The sequence below is a fragment of the Candidatus Fukatsuia symbiotica genome, assembly GCF_003122425.1.
Taxonomy (GTDB): Bacteria; Pseudomonadota; Gammaproteobacteria; order Enterobacterales; family Enterobacteriaceae; genus Fukatsuia; species Fukatsuia symbiotica.
In genome coordinates this window covers 1-15,246 of the sequence record NZ_CP021659.1, presented here as the reverse complement: position 1 = coordinate 15,246, position 15,246 = coordinate 1, and the positions used below count along the sequence as shown (strand labels likewise).

The following is a 15,246-nucleotide window of genomic DNA, read 5'->3' as shown; positions in this document are numbered from 1 at the left end:
TGTATTCATAAATTAATGTTTTCTCGTTGAATATCTTCTATTTTATTTAAACAGATAAAATGTAATATTTCATCGACTGATTCCATAATAGTTTTCTTACGGAATAACAGTAAATTTTGTAGCACATAATTATTCTGTCGCTGCCCATTTTTATTGGTCAAAACATCGGATAAAAAGTACTGTTAATCATCCCTAATAATAACGCCATTTTTTGTTGTGCACTCATTTTTTGGGACATGAGCTGGTATTTTTTCTTGGTATCGATAAATTTTCTATAAATAAAATTTACATTATAATAATTATTATTCTTGATAACACTGACTAATTTTTTAATAATTATTGAGCGTTCCATAGTATTTATTTATCTGTTATTTTTTTGCTATTGCTATCGGAGTCTTATCAGAATAATAGTTTAAATTCAGGTTACATTTTAATTAACAAAGGATATTTTTTAAAAACATCTAATTTTATGAAGATAATTTGGGGAGAGGAATAATGACATGTCCATCTTTTGTGTTCTCATCTGCTTGCTCAATATAATATTTTGTTAATTTTTCAACGGTAATAAAAACATCAAAAAGAAGCGTATCTCTATCCGTTATAACATCACCTGGAATCACAGAATAATGATTAGAAAAATTTGATGCCGGTTTTATAATACCTTTGAATAATAATTGTAGACGTGAGCTAGAGTGATTACCGGTAGCTCTAAAAGAATGATTAATGATAAATAAATTATTTCTTACAAATAGGCAGAGAAAATTAAATTTTCTCGAGATCAATACAGTCTCAGGTATGGCATCAGGCATTATACATCGCATACTCCCTTCGTTTGCATGCTCAAGATATATCACTGGATAATTGAATTTATCTACTTTAAAGGTAAAAGTAGCACTTTTATCTTGCGTAACTGGCGTAGTTATCAGTAAAGCAGGCACGTGAATATTAACATATTCATTATTAGCAAGGGTGGAAACACGCCCACTATTTAAAATAAGCAGAGCATCCGTACGTTCGTAAAGCAGCTCTTGGTTAGAAATAATTTCAGGTTCTTTTATTGCACCATTCTGCTGATCATTTTGATACATTTTAATTAAAACAGATTGATGATTACTATTACTAATAAAGTATGCGCAGTGGGTTTGCTGATTAAAACCAAGATACTGATTTAAATTATAGATATTCTTGATAGTCGCTTCATTTTTTTTAATCGGCATAAACAGTATATTTATTTTTGGATAATACCAACCTTGCTGATCATTAGATAACATAATTTTTATTATTTCGGGGTAAGTATAAACTTTAGTTAGTTCGGAAAGTTCATTTTTCATACCTGATAAATTATTAACATAATGATCAGTAAACGCCGGTGTAACTGCTAATAATATGATTTTAAAGGTTCTGTTTTCTCTACTAATTTGCAATAACAGACCATCGGTGGTAGTCCCTTTTATATATCCATTATTTTCTGCATTGACCTGTGTAAAGTAGAGAACAGTACCTCGCTCCCTTTTTGAAATGACTTTGATCAAATCCGGTATTACCGCCATTTTTCTTAAGACTGTTTTATGAAAAGAGTGCATCACTTCATCGCTTGTCATAGTATTGATATAACCAATTTCTTTACTTTTATCTTCCCTAATATTCATTAGCCAGGCACCTTTTTGGCTGTTTCTATCTATTCCTAGGTAGCTTAACTGTTGGTTGTTATCACGTTGACAAATAATAAAGCTCTTACTGTCTCTGTCATACCAAACGGCCAATAATCCTGCCTCATCATTCTGTTGTAAACCAGAGAGAGTAAGATAAGAGGAAATTTTAATCGTCTTTGTTTGTCCGATTGATAATGGAACCAAACCTTCCATTTTATTTGTCAGCTCATCGATGTATTCTCTAAAATAAACCCACCAATCAGCGTGTTCTCTTAACCAATTTTTACCCATGCCAACAAATGAGAGACTCTGATCATCATATAAAGCATATAACAGACCATCAGTCGTGGTAATAATCGTTTCTTTTATGCTTAACACCTGATCATTCTGAATATTAAAATCAATCAATAACATTTCTGTCGCAGTATCATCATCCTGTTGAACATACAATTTTTCAAATTTTTGTTCCCTATAAGTAGTACTCCAAAAATGGTAGTAACGGCGATTAGTAGGTTGATTAACAAAATTATTTTCATGTATTTCTACCATCGTTGTGCCAGCATAGTGAATGTTATCAGTGTGGCCACTCAGAATAAGAGGAATACGCTCAATAATATACCCCTTCTTATGAATACTGTTCTTTAATGGCCATATAAATCGCCTTTTTATCGAAATAATTGTATCTGTTATCCCATTGAATAACGGCTTTATATTCTTTCCAGCACGCGTCCAAGGATCAATTTTTCTGAGAAACTCAGGTATTTTATAAAAATCAGAATGCGATTGTGCTTGCATAAAACGACTGAAAGCCTCTACGCTAATTGTCTCAATTATTTCATTTTTTATCTTTGCCGGTAAGCTACGCGCCTCAATCAGTGTCAATCCTTTTTCAGGATATTGGCTATCAATACAATATTGCAGAAAAAAACATTCATCAATATCACGTCGCTTATAAGTATAGCTTTGTTCTAAAAAAATAAATCTATTTTCGTCTTTCAGTTTAGTGATTATTTTTAACTTTGCTGGAGAAGAAAATTTTATCGTCCCATCAGGATTAAGAATATCAGGCAGATAACCGATTGGAAAATAAATCTGTACTAATTCTTTATTTTCCGCTTCTGACATCCAAATAATATTTCGATAAGCATAAATATATTTTATGCCATTTACATCAATAGGTATCAGCAAATCCCCCTTAAACCAGGCATAACGTTCACTGAAGAGAAGTAACTGGACATTCTGACGTTTGGTATTATAAAAAAATGTACCTATTTTATTTTCTGTCCGAACAAAATCATTTGTATAAGAATAATAATAAACATGGCAACTCTCTTCGTCACCTTTTAAAGTAAAATTTTGTATGCGAGTATATTGTGCTACTTGCCGACTCTTTGCTTTCGGGATCATAGCGGCAAGATCGGCTTTTATTATTCCTTCCGTGTTCATATAATTTATCGATCGTGAAGCCGGTCTTAGTTCTTCCAATACCTTTTGTGCATTAAGCTCCCTAACAATTAATCGGCCATGGAGATCCGTGGTCGCAACCCCCATATACAAATGGAAAGTAGCCTGTGTCCTGGCTAAATTGGTAATATTTAATACAATACTGTCTTTTTCACCCTGCTTAGCAGGCACATTTTCAATAAATTTATAACCCGCTAGGGTTTTTTGCAATCTCATATCACGTAGATATTTATGATTGGCACTGATGATCCAGGTAACATCCATATTATTACATTCAAGGGTGATATCGGCCTGCCCCCGGCTTAATACTAAAAAAATTATCGCTTTTCCTTCTTTAGGTGCATGTAAAATATAGTGTAGGTATTTTCTGTATACAGAATCCTCTATTTTTTGATCTTCCTTAATTCCTGGTGCAATCAAATTGTATTCTTCTCTACCGAGATAAATATTCACATCCGTTTTTTCATAGCGACACTTTAGTTCGGTGAGTGCCATCCAATCTAGACCGATAAATTTTTCAATAGAGTCCGTCAGAAATCCCGTTTTTTTATAAAAATTAAAAATAAAATGAGGATCTTTTTTAGCAAAATAGCGCATCGCATCAAATTCAGCATCATCTCTCCATTTTATAAAATCGGTTTTAGCATAAACGGGATCAATTTTTGTCCTAGGGGATCTGGGTAGAATCAGTGTATTCACCGCAGGCTGATCGGCAGCAGGCAAATCTGTTATAGCGATGACTTGATCTTTTTTCATGCCACTTAGATGATAGAGATTGATGTAGGCTTTTGAATTTTCAGTATTATTAATGAGATTTTTTCCTTGGGTCGTTTTTTTGCGTATTTGTACACCTGTCTCATCAAATATCACAGTAGGTGCTCTGCTGTCCTCCAGATTAATAGTTTTTATAACCGCACCTTCTAAAGGCTGTAGCGCTTTATTTATTATCGTAAATCCACCCTGCTCAAGACTTTTTTTGAGATGATTAAAACACATGCCGCACAATCGTGCTTTAGTTGTATTGTTAATCGTACCTTCTATCTTGGCACTAATTTTTTCACTCACTTTAGATAAACCATAGCCTACCAAAATGACTGCCAGCATCGGAGGAAGTGTCCATGTCGATTCCATAACTGACAAGCTCCCTATACTAAAAGTCAGTCCTACACCATCAAAAACCATTCTGGTTAATGCTAGGTTACGTTGACGATCATTTTCAGCTTCATAATATTCATAAGCATTGAGCAAAAAACCAGTGAAACCCAAGGTTAACCCCAGCTCTGTTGTAGATTTTCCTATCCTTTTCATAATTGGAGATTCATTGATATGATGACTATAATTCCACAAATAATTAATTGGCTCTCTTAATCGTTTAAAAAGCCAACCGATATTAATGATAGATTCCGCGAATCGATAGCTGCCTTCTGTTAGAGTCGATGCGGCACTGACTACATTATTAAAATCTGAAACCAGGGAAACCCAGACATGAAATTTCATGGTAGCAGAAAGAGGATCATCTTCCCCTTCGGAAGAGGTAATCAGTTGTTTAAAAGAATGGTATAAAGAAACTATTGAATCATCAAAACTACCTATGCCCCCCGCTCCCCCATATGACCAATAGATCGCGCGAGCACTTGCTTTTTTCTGGTTAACGAATAATTTTTTCTAATCAGTTGAGCACGCTTATCAAGATACAATGTCATGTCAGCAAACATAGAATTTTTGCTACTGACCTCAGTAATACTACGACTGCGGAGATTAAGATAACTGACAGTGTAAGTAGCATCTATCGGATCATATTTTAGCTGCGATAATAACTCTAACCATTCCCCCTGAGCCAGCACGCGATTTTTTTGCCTTAATGCTTGATGTTCACGTATCCATGCTTGTGCATGGCTATATTGATCCGCGTTAATCAAGCTGGGATGAAATCCTTTGCTCCAGGTTAATTGCCCCACTCTCTGTATATATTGACTATTAACATAATTTTTTTGCAAAAAAATTATGTTTTGCTGTTCCAAACTCACATTAGCGTTAGGATCCCATAAAGAATAACTGTAAAGTGTGAGTGGAGGAGGGTTACTTTGATCTGCATTTTTTTCGATTAAAATTTTAAAATTGCTTTCAAGTATTTTAATCGTGCGGGCAACTTCCGTAATCTGAAACTGTTCATCGTCATTTATTGCAATGTTACGTAATAGCTGCCTTTCAATATCTCCCAAGAAAATGGCTTTAATGACAGAGTCGCTTTTCATTCCTTGCAATATATGCCTGGCCGCACCTTCTTTATCCAGATTAAGATTAAAAAACGTAAAGCGATTAGCACGTACCCTCGATTGAAGACGTTTAAAAGCTTGCTCAAGCGTATTGGGTGTTTTGAAAAGCGTGTTGACAAGACGTTCAAACTGTTTTTTTCCACAACTTAAATTGAGGCTTTCAAGCCAATCTACGTAACTTTCAGCCTCTAAACTTCGTTTTAGTGCCTTCATAAGGGCAATGATTCTGTCAAGATTAGGATCATTGATAATCAGTTCATGTGTGAGTTTCCCCATCGCCACGGCCAGTGCCATGCTTTCGGCAGGTATAATAACAACGCCTTCTCTCAGATTTTTCAGTAGCCCTTCAGCTACCGTTAAATCTATCCATCCATCGAGATTTTCCAGATTATTCATCCATGCTACACGTTTCTCAGGGTGAAAGTTTAACGTTTCCATTACAGAACCCAATCCAAACGCTGTGTTATTAAATTCAGTAATAACGTTATTGTGCATCAACATGCTGCTGCCAAGAGACTGAGTTGTATAGGAAAGCGCTAGCCCAGTGGAACATCTGCTAGCCATGATTTCAGTGTCATTATCTGTTACGTCGCACCAGTGGATACCCGCAGCTAGCGGTACATCGGCATTAAACTCAGGCAGATTGCCTTTCCATCGACGCCCCATTACATCGACAGTGAATAAGCTTTTCTGGCTGATGATATATGCAACTTTGATTTTGGGAATACTCTGTTCAAAAGCGTTGTAAAGCGTGCTAATAAATAGGTTTTTATCACCAGATATCACAGTAGCAGACTGACAAGCTAATAGGCTCACTCGTGTTCTATAATGAGGACTGGCGGGCTGGAGAATTTTCTTTAGTTGCTCTACTATCCGTAGAGCATAAAGAAAAGTCATCGCACTGCTATTGCCAACTAAAATGATGTTCTTTCCCTGCTGTATTTTAGCTTCTGTATTCTCATCCTCTGTAGCCATCCGATAGATCAAGCGATCATTTTTTCCATCATAAAGATACCAATCACTCATATCTCTGTGTTGATTGTACAAAAATAATGCGATCTTAGTGCTCTGCGCATCATCATTGGCTTGTATGATGTATTGACCACCGTATTGTGGACGGTTGGTCAGTGGTTCAAGATAACGGTTGGATCCCCTCAGACTGGATTGCGTGGCTTCTTCGGTTAGGAAGGTTGCAGCTTTGAAAGAAAAAGTAATTTTTTGTTGAAAAAAGTAGGGATCGGTTGGTGACACTTCATTGCCATTTTCATCCAGTATTTTATTAAATATTTTATTTAGTAACTGAGAATAAGCAAAATCATAGGCAGGCATACCCAAAATCTCAGGAGTAGCCTGTTCATATTGATTCAATATATCCAATCGATAATGAAAGATCGCTTTAATATTTATTTTCAACCCTGCATTTTTAATAGCCGTTTGGATTTTAGGGATCATTTCTTTCTGTAAGAATATGAGAGTTGGATCCTGATTCGACGCTAATATCAATAATTTCCTGACTTCTTTAGACGTATGGATATCGTATTTGAATATAATATCGTATGTCTGTTTTAGGTTTGCCTGCATTTGAATAATAAATGGATTGCCTTTTACAACATCACCCTTTTTCGCTACCATCGCTTTGACATCATCAGCACTATACAAAAACTGAAAATAAGGATCGACTTTAATGTTTCCCAATCCGACAAACAGCGGGATATTTTTTTGTTTTGCCTCTTCTAGCCTTTCCTGTATAGCGGCTTTCTTTTTCGAATCCATACCATCAATCGGTTTTTTTGTTCTCCCTAGCATTTTTCCATCTTGCACCAATTCGTTTAAAATAAACTTTATAATAATTGCTTGATTTTGTATTCCTTCTGGATCTTCCGACGTTTTATCAATTAAATATCTGAATAAATTTTCATTAATAGCAGGCAGTAAATCAGTACTTAAATAAACACCACCATATTCATTTAATATTTCTAAGCATATAATATTACTCGCAGAAATCAGATTACCTCGTAAAATCAATTCTACTAGGTAATATCGATAAAAGTCATAGTCAGGATTTTTATTTATGATATGGATATTGCTCTTTGGATTGGCTGAATTCAGTTCTGTCCTAGTCGTTAACAAATTATTTTCATTATTTATAATAATTTTTTCCAGTTCTTCTTCTTCTCCTAATTGATATTTTTTACAAAAATCAATAATACCGTCATCAATGCTATTGCCACCTTTTATCATTTTTATATGCTTATAACTTTTATCTTGCCAATGTAGCAAAACACGAGCAAAAACATTTTTTTTCCAAGTATAAAAAGTATTCTTAATGATGTGCACTTCATCTGGCTTGAATAATTCCATATTGTCAAAATTAAGTATAAATTCATCAATAATGCTTTTAGCTCTTGTATTAAAACTGAATTCTATTTCTAGTTCATACTTCTCGAAAATCACTGTTTCTTTTTTTTCTTCGGTAAACTGGTTAGAATGATTGATATAACCGGTAAAAGCAACCTGCATAAAATCCATCAATCTGGTTATTGTATCTTGAAAAATTTTTTCTTTTTTAATAAGGGTAATACCATTAGGAGTAATAAAATTTTCATGCCATTGCCATTTTGCCTTTCTCTCAGGGTCCCAGGTGGTTAGATCTTGTTGTATTCCACTAGCGATTGCTTCTTCTATCATTTTCCTATCAATAATGAATTTTCTAATAATCTGAAGATAATTTTTTATAATCCTGTCGAAAGCAATATTTAAATTTTTCTCGTAGAAGTATGTTTTGAAAAAATCAACCGCTATTTTTTCCTGCGTAGCCAATTCCTGATGTGATGAATAATCTTTGAAATAAACTTTTAAGAAAGATGTTAGCATTTTTTTAAAATCATCAAAATTGATATTTGCATAAATGAGTGCCTGCTTACTTGCTTTTTTTTGTATACGTATAGCGAGTTCTTGCGCAAGTAACGCATTTTCGTCCATCCAGATATTGATTTCATAATCTGGATTGTTTTGTATCCAAAGATCGATGTAGTCTCTCTGTATGTCGGTTATCTTACAAAGACAGACAAAATGTAGAATTTTAGGCACGTTTTCCATTAAAGAATCTTTACGTGCAGAGAGTCTTTGGGATAAAAAAGGATTATAACGTCTTTCTCCCCTTCTATTATTGATAACAATCCATTTAGTAAGACAGTTTATCATTTTTAATAACAGTCTGGTTTCTCTTGATGGTAATAGAGGCTCGGTGGGATATAAATACTCATTACGGGCTGTGATAAATTCATAATAATGGCCTTTTTTGTTATATTCTGTTTGATCTATTGTAATGTTTTTAAGTTGTTTAATAATCTCTTCGTGTTGCATTATCGGTGATCCTTTTTCATTGACCTTCGGTACCGGTCATAAAATAATAGGATTCGGATTGGTAACTAAACTTTTGAAAAATACTTAATATTTTTGGTGGCTCGACAGTCAAAATACCATATTTTAACGTAGGTGGAAACAGAGAAAATTTTAAAGTATGTGCTATAAAAATATTGATTTTAATACTACGTGCAGCCATATATTATCTCCTAATAGATAATTTAAATGATGGGGGAAGTTATCAATAAGAAACAGAGCCGACAAAATATTTACCCTACGAATTGAAAGGCATAATTTAAATTTAATAACGCAGATTAAAAGGCCAGTAAGAAAAACTGGCTTTATACTGAATGTAAAATCCAATTATTGAGAACAAAATCTGAATAATTTCATTAACTCTTTCGTATACAAGAAAAACCAATAGAACGGAAAATACTTTTTTCACTATCCATTCACTGTACTCCTGTTTTATGCAAAAAAAATGTCAACGAAAAAATCACACTTTGAATTTTCTATATATTTTAAATTTCTATCTGTGTGCCTAACTCAATCACCCGATTCGGTGGTATTTCAAATTGATCGGATACACGTAACGAATTACGTCTAAGTACAATAAATAATTTGCCACGAAAAAAAAGATACCACGGCCGTTTAGTTAAAATGAGAGATTCATACGACATAAAAAATGAGGTTTCTATCATCTGGAATGGCAGTCCTTCCAAACCACAGAGATGGAAAATTTTTTCAACATTGGGCGTCTCTTTAAAACCATAACTGGCCCTAACCTGCCAAAAAGTTGACGAAAGTTGTTTGATTGTTACTCGCTGAACATTATGTATGTAAGGGACATCTTCTGTGCGCAAAGTCAGCAATAGTACCCTTTCATGCAATACCTTGTTATGTTTAAGATTACGTAGCAGTGCGAAAGGGATAACATTAACGGCTCGTGACATATAAACCGCTGTACCTGGCACTTTGATCGGGGGTGAATTTTCCAACGAAGTTATCATTGCTTTTAGCGAATTGCCGTGTTCATGCATACGGCGCAATAAACGAAAATGTTCGCTCTTCCAGGTGGTCATAATAATAAACATCAGCAAACCGAGGGTCAGTGGCAACCAACCACCGGAAAACAGTTTTAATGCATTGGCCAAGAATAGTGGAATATCAATGAATAATAAAGCTAGCAATACGGTGGCAACAAAAAAGCGATTCCAGTGCCAATTTTTCAGTGTTACCGTGCAAAATAGCACGCTAGTTATCACCATGGTACCCGTTACCGCGATACCGTAGGCACTGGCCAGATTACTCGAGTGTTTAAAACCGATAATCACCAAAACAACAGAGATATACAAAATCCAGTTAATAACTGGAATATAAATTTGCCCTGATTCCATTTCGGAAGTATTAACAATGCGCATGGGCGGTAAATAACCTAAACGCACCGCCTGACGAGTCAACGAAAAAACCCCGGAAATAACCGCCTGTGAGGCGATAACCGTTGCCAAGGTTGCCAGTATCAGCAAAGGTGTCATTGCCCAATCAGGAGCAAGTAAAAAAAAGGGGTTTTTAATAGCGTCAGGATTTTTCAATAACAATGCCCCCTGACCAAAATAATTAAGTACCAAAGAAGGCAACACCAAAATAAACCAGGCCAGGCGAATAGAAAATTTACCAAAATGTCCCATATCGGCATACAAGGCTTCTACACCAGTCACCGCCAATACCAAGGAACCCAAGGCAAAAAAGGAAACCATTCTATGCTCAGTAAAGAAGGCGATCGCCCATTTGGGATGAAACGCAGCTAACACCTCAGGATTAGCGATAATGCTACGTAACCCCAACAGTCCCAGCGTCAAAAACCAAATCAACATCACAGGCGCAAAAAGCTTGGCTACACTGCCTGTGCCATGTTTTTGAATCGAAAAGAGTAAAGTTAACACCACAATCGAGCAAGGTACGATGTAATGATCCAATGACGGTGAGCTAATTCTTAACCCTTCAATCGCTGACATCACGGAAATAGCAGGCGTGATCACCACTTCACCATAGAAAAAACTAGCACCAATCAAACCCATCATGACCAGTGTTGAAGTAGTACGAGCCGAAGTGTTACGTCCGGCCAATAACATCAGCGTTAAAATGCCTCCTTCGCCGGCATTATCTGCTCGCATAACAAAGGTGAGGTATTTCAGTGAAACGACCAGAATCAACAGCCAAAAAATCAGTGATAAAAACCCAAACACCACACCAGGACGAACATCAAAACCATAATTCCCCGAAAAACACTCTCGCAATGTATAGAGAGGACTCGTACCAATATCACCATAAGCCACACCTATTGCTGCCAAGGTTACTGCCGATAAAGATTGTTTATGTTCTGTACTCATAATTTATTTCTTTTTGCCTGAACATCCACAAACTAGTATTTATTGTTTAAAAACGGGTTAAAAATTTGCGGCACCATGAGACCTCTTACATAACCTGCTTAACATAATGGTAAACTTAACAACATGCTGAACATTGTATCACCGATACCTTGTTGCATTATCGAACATTACTGTATTATCGAACATGAGTACCATCGTTCGCCAGAAATCATCGGTACCAACCGTAGCTTGTCCAGTATGCATTAATTAGAATGATTGCCTAGCCTAAATCTAGCAGCAAAAACGACAGTAAATGGCAGTAGAACTATCCTTAAGGTTAGAAAAATTCTATTAATCAGCAAACTATGTACTTAGAAAGAGGGTTTGTTTTTTATTCTCAAGTAAAAATTGTTTACACAATAGACTTATTACAAAATCAGAGAGTGGTGTGAAGTCAAGGCGCACGGCGTGCAGCAACCGCAGTGTACAAACGAGCACAAGAGATTTCGAACAGGTTCTAATGAAATAGACAGAATAATTATGCAAAAATCATCTCAATTAGTGGAAAGAATATCACGTCTAAGCAATGCGCTTGAAAGGGGACTCTACGAAAGACAAGAGGCCATCCGTTTATGTCTATTAGCAGCATTAAGTGGAGAAAGTGTATTTTTGCTCGGGCCACCAGGGATAGCAAAAAGTTTGATCGCCCGCCGTCTGAAATTTGCCTTCCGCGATGCGCGTGCTTTCGAATACCTGATGACCCGCTTTTCAACCCCAGAGGAAGTATTTGGTCCATTATCCATCCAAGCCCTGAAAGAAGAAGGACGCTACCAACGCCTAACCAAGGGCTATTTACCTGAGGCTGAAATCGTCTTTCTTGATGAAATATGGAAAGCAGGACCTGCTATTCTCAATACCTTGTTGACCGCGATTAACGAACGTCGTTTTAGGAATGGCGACCATGAAGACGAAATTCCGATGCGTTTACTGATCACGGCTTCCAATGAATTACCGGATGCCGATAGCAGCCTGGAAGCACTCTATGATCGCATGTTAGTCCGCTTGTGGTTAGATAAAGTTCAAGATAAACAAAATTTCCATGCACTACTGCTTAATCGTCAGGATGATCATCACAATCCGGTAGCCGAAAATCTCAGTATCAACGATGAAGAATTTCGTCAATGGCAACCATTAATCGATAAAATCGACTTGCCGGATCACTGTTTTGAGCTTATTTTTCTGCTACGTCAACGGCTAAATACCCTGGATCAAGCCCCTTATATTTCTGATCGACGCTGGAAAAAATCACTCAGGTTACTTCAAGCCAGTGCCTTTTTTAGTGGTCGTGAAACCATTGCTCCCATTGATCTTATTTTGCTGAAAAATTGCCTGTGGCATGATCTTGACTCGCAAAAATTGTTGCAACAACAACTCGAGCAACTGTTATGTGAGCAAGCGTATCAACAACAGCGATTGTTAATGCAACTCCAACATATTCATCGCCGATGGCTGCAATTTCAACAACAACAACACGATCAACAGGCATTAACTTTGGTGAAAAAAAGTAGCGGTTTTAGTCGCAAGATCCACTACTTTTTGCCAGAAACACTGCTTGAAACAACACTCACGTTGTTACTGCAAAAACCACTCTATTTGCATGATATCCAGGTTAATTACCTACAAATCGATAAAGAAACTTTATCTCTCTGGATCAACAAAGGAGGAAAGTTACACACTAAATTAAATGGCATCGGTTTTACTCAACCCATTGATGCGGAGATTAACCAGCAAGGTCAAATCGTCGTACTGGACATCAGCCGTCAAACCTCCGCATTATCATTGCCCAAAGCATTGATAGAAAATCCACCACCAGAATTACTGACAGAAAAAGCTGATGTAGCCACTCACCTATCAGAACAACGAAAATTTTTCAACCAACAGCAAGCTTGCCTTTTTATTCCCTCTTCCTGGCGAGTAAAAATCGAAGCCAGTCTGCTTCACGTCGCTGAAGAATTAAAACTCACCTGCAACAAAGACGGTACGGATCATCATCGATGTTAAGCCTAGCGACACTGGATATGCTGCTTTCTATCAGCGAAGGAACCTTGGTAGAAGAAATAGTGATTGGCGTACTGGCAACACCGCAACTGGCGACATTGTTTGCAAAATTTCCGCGTATTAAACGCGCATTGACTAAAGATATCCCCAGATGGAAACAGAATTTTCAACAACGCATCCAGGAAGCCAGGGTACCATCAAATTTAGCAGAAGAATTTTTTTTATATCAGCATAGTCAACAGGAAAACAGTACTCTTTTTTATCAACATTTGACAGCGATTGTCGATGAGCTAACGACGCTCAATTCACCTTTTTTAACTCAGGCAAAAAATATAATCGATGCGTCTGATTTCGAACAAAATCCACCATCAGGAGAAAGTTTACAATGCTTATTTCTCCAACGCTGGCGTCTTAGCTTAACCCTGCAAACCTTGAACATTCACCACACATTATTAGAACAGGAAAAAGAGAAATTACTGGCAGAATTACAACAGCGGCTAGCATTAAGCGGTGCTCTCGAACCTTTACTAGCGGATAACGACACCGCAGCGGGTCGACTTTGGGATATGAGCCACGGCCAACTACAACAAAACGACTACCAACTACTCCAGCAATACACTGATTTTCTACAGCAACAAACAGAATTGCAACAAATAGCCGAGCAATTAGGTCGTAGTAAAACAGCGAAAACACAACCGAACGCAGAGACCCATGTTGGATCCTATACCCTAATGGTACGGCAACCCGATACCTTTCCCGAAGAAGTCAGTGGGATCCAGCAAAGCAATGATATTTTACGTTTACTGCCAACTGAATTAATGCTATTGGGGATCAATGAACTAGAATTTGAATTTTATCGCCGTTTACTCGAACGACGCTTATTAACGTACCGTTTACAAGGAGATCACTGGCAAAAACAACAATGGCAACGAACGGTCAACCAACAAGGCGGTGAACAGCAGCCACGCGGCCCCTTTATCGTATGTGTCGATACATCAGGGTCGATGGGACAATTCAGTGAACAATGTGCCAAAGCATTCTGTTTGGCGTTATTACGTATTGCGCTAGCAGATAGCCGACGCTGTTACGTTATGCTATTTGCCACTGAAGTCGTCCATTATGAACTCTCAGCAGACAACGGTATCGAACAGGCAATACGTTTCCTCGGCCAACGCTTTCGCGGTGGAACAGATCTGGCAGCCTGTCTGGCGAATACTTTAGCAAAAATGGAAGAACAGCAGTGGATTGATACCGATGCCATCATCATTTCAGATTTTATTGCCCAGCGCTTACCACAAGATCTGATCAAAAAAATAAAAACACAACAGCAAATTCATCAACATCGATTTCATGCTATAGCAATGTCATCCTATGGTAAGCCTGGGATCATGCAGATCTTCGATCATATCTGGCGTTTTGATAACGGATTAAAAAGTCGCTTACTCCGTCGTTGGCGACACTAAAATAATAAACACCACACTTTATCCCGAACAATTGCCATTATCCCCATATTATCCACAGGTAGATCCCAGTCAATTCACAGCGTACAATGGCAACTTTTCTTCTCTTTAACTGGGTCTTTTATGTCTCACATTACCTTGATCAGTGGCAGTACACTTGGCAATGCCGAAGATGTCGCTGAATGTTTATCTGAACAATTAAACGCTTCTGGTTTTACCACCGAAGTGATGCATGGCCCTAAACTAAATGAACTAGTACTCAACGGCGAATGGCTAGTTATCACGTCTACCCACGGTGCAGGTGAGTTACCGGACAATCTTCAGCCCTTATTAGAGCAAATTGAACAACAGAAACCCGATCTATCACAGATCCGTTTCGGCGCAATAGGTCTCGGCGATTCGAGTTACGATCATTTTTGTGGTGCCATCAAAAAACTGGATCAAGAGTTACTCAGGCGAGGAGCCAAAAGGATCGGCCAAATACTTGAAATCAATGTCCTCAAGTGTAGCGTACCAGAAGATCCCGCAGAAGAATGGTTAGTTGATTGGATCAAATTACACACAACAGAGTAAACATTACGCGATCAAAAATGTATAAACC

At 37.2% G+C, this 15,246-nt stretch carries 8 protein-coding genes; 4 read left to right on the top strand and 4 right to left on the bottom strand.

What is annotated here, in order from left to right; genetic code table 11:
- Nucleotides 1-467: 467 nt before the first annotated feature.
- The 3 genes from CCS41_RS00040 to CCS41_RS00030 all read right to left on the bottom strand — a co-directional run bounded on the left by CCS41_RS00040 (nt 468) and on the right by CCS41_RS00030 (nt 8,957).
- Complete coding sequence (locus tag CCS41_RS00040; RefSeq protein WP_119796997.1) at nt 468-4,613, bottom strand: hypothetical protein; 4,146 nt, start codon at nt 4,611-4,613, stop codon at nt 468-470.
- A 92-nt stretch (nt 4,614-4,705) separates the two neighbouring features.
- On the bottom strand, nt 4,706-8,758 hold the full coding sequence (locus CCS41_RS00035) for a TcdA/TcdB catalytic glycosyltransferase domain-containing protein (protein ID WP_119796996.1): 4,053 nt from the start codon (nt 8,756-8,758) through the stop codon (nt 4,706-4,708).
- A 16-nt stretch (nt 8,759-8,774) separates the two neighbouring features.
- Complete coding sequence (locus CCS41_RS00030) at nt 8,775-8,957, bottom strand: hypothetical protein (RefSeq protein ID WP_072549791.1); 183 nt, start codon at nt 8,955-8,957, stop codon at nt 8,775-8,777.
- Nucleotides 8,958-9,002: 45 nt separating this feature from the next.
- Between CCS41_RS00030 and CCS41_RS17455 the strand changes: the two genes are divergently transcribed.
- Nucleotides 9,003-9,128 (top strand): IS1 family transposase, encoded by a 126-nt coding sequence (locus tag CCS41_RS17455; RefSeq protein WP_083429572.1) that lies wholly within the window; start codon nt 9,003-9,005, stop codon nt 9,126-9,128.
- Between the two features lie 151 nt (nt 9,129-9,279).
- On the opposite strand, the gene kup is transcribed toward CCS41_RS17455, so the two are convergent.
- Entirely contained in the window at nt 9,280-11,148 is a 1,869-nt protein-coding gene (kup, locus tag CCS41_RS00020; RefSeq protein WP_072549792.1) for a low affinity potassium transporter Kup, read from the bottom strand.
- Between the two features lie 519 nt (nt 11,149-11,667).
- Between kup and ravA the strand changes: the two genes are divergently transcribed.
- The 3 genes from ravA (at nt 11,668) to mioC (ending at nt 15,218) form a co-directional block, all read left to right on the top strand.
- Nucleotides 11,668-13,188, top strand: coding sequence for an ATPase RavA (ravA, locus tag CCS41_RS00015; protein WP_072549793.1), 1,521 nt, complete (start codon nt 11,668-11,670; stop codon nt 13,186-13,188).
- Nucleotides 13,182-14,648, top strand: coding sequence for an ATPase RavA stimulator ViaA (viaA, locus tag CCS41_RS00010; RefSeq protein WP_072549794.1), 1,467 nt, complete (start codon nt 13,182-13,184; stop codon nt 14,646-14,648). Before ravA ends, viaA begins: the two co-directional genes overlap by 7 nt.
- 120 nt (nt 14,649-14,768) lie before the next feature.
- The gene (gene mioC, locus CCS41_RS00005) at nt 14,769-15,218 is read left to right on the top strand and encodes an FMN-binding protein MioC (RefSeq protein ID WP_072549795.1); all 450 of its coding nucleotides are present in this window, start codon (nt 14,769-14,771) and stop codon (nt 15,216-15,218) included.
- The last annotated feature ends 28 nt before the right edge of the window (nt 15,219-15,246 follow it).

What these genes read in the sequence shown, in the direction of transcription:
- CCS41_RS00040 (WP_119796997.1), bottom strand. Translation starts at nt 4,613, where the DNA reads ATGAAATTTCATGTCTGGGTTTCCCTGGTTTCAGATTTTAATAATGTA.
- CCS41_RS00035 (WP_119796996.1), bottom strand. Translation starts at nt 8,758, where the DNA reads ATGCAACACGAAGAGATTATTAAACAACTTAAAAACATTACAATAGAT.
- CCS41_RS00030 (WP_072549791.1), bottom strand. Translation starts at nt 8,957, where the DNA reads ATGGCTGCACGTAGTATTAAAATCAATATTTTTATAGCACATACTTTA.
- kup (WP_072549792.1), bottom strand. Translation starts at nt 11,148, where the DNA reads ATGAGTACAGAACATAAACAATCTTTATCGGCAGTAACCTTGGCAGCA.
- ravA (WP_072549793.1), top strand. Translation starts at nt 11,668, where the DNA reads ATGCAAAAATCATCTCAATTAGTGGAAAGAATATCACGTCTAAGCAAT.
- viaA (WP_072549794.1), top strand. Translation starts at nt 13,182, where the DNA reads ATGTTAAGCCTAGCGACACTGGATATGCTGCTTTCTATCAGCGAAGGA.
- mioC (WP_072549795.1), top strand. Translation starts at nt 14,769, where the DNA reads ATGTCTCACATTACCTTGATCAGTGGCAGTACACTTGGCAATGCCGAA.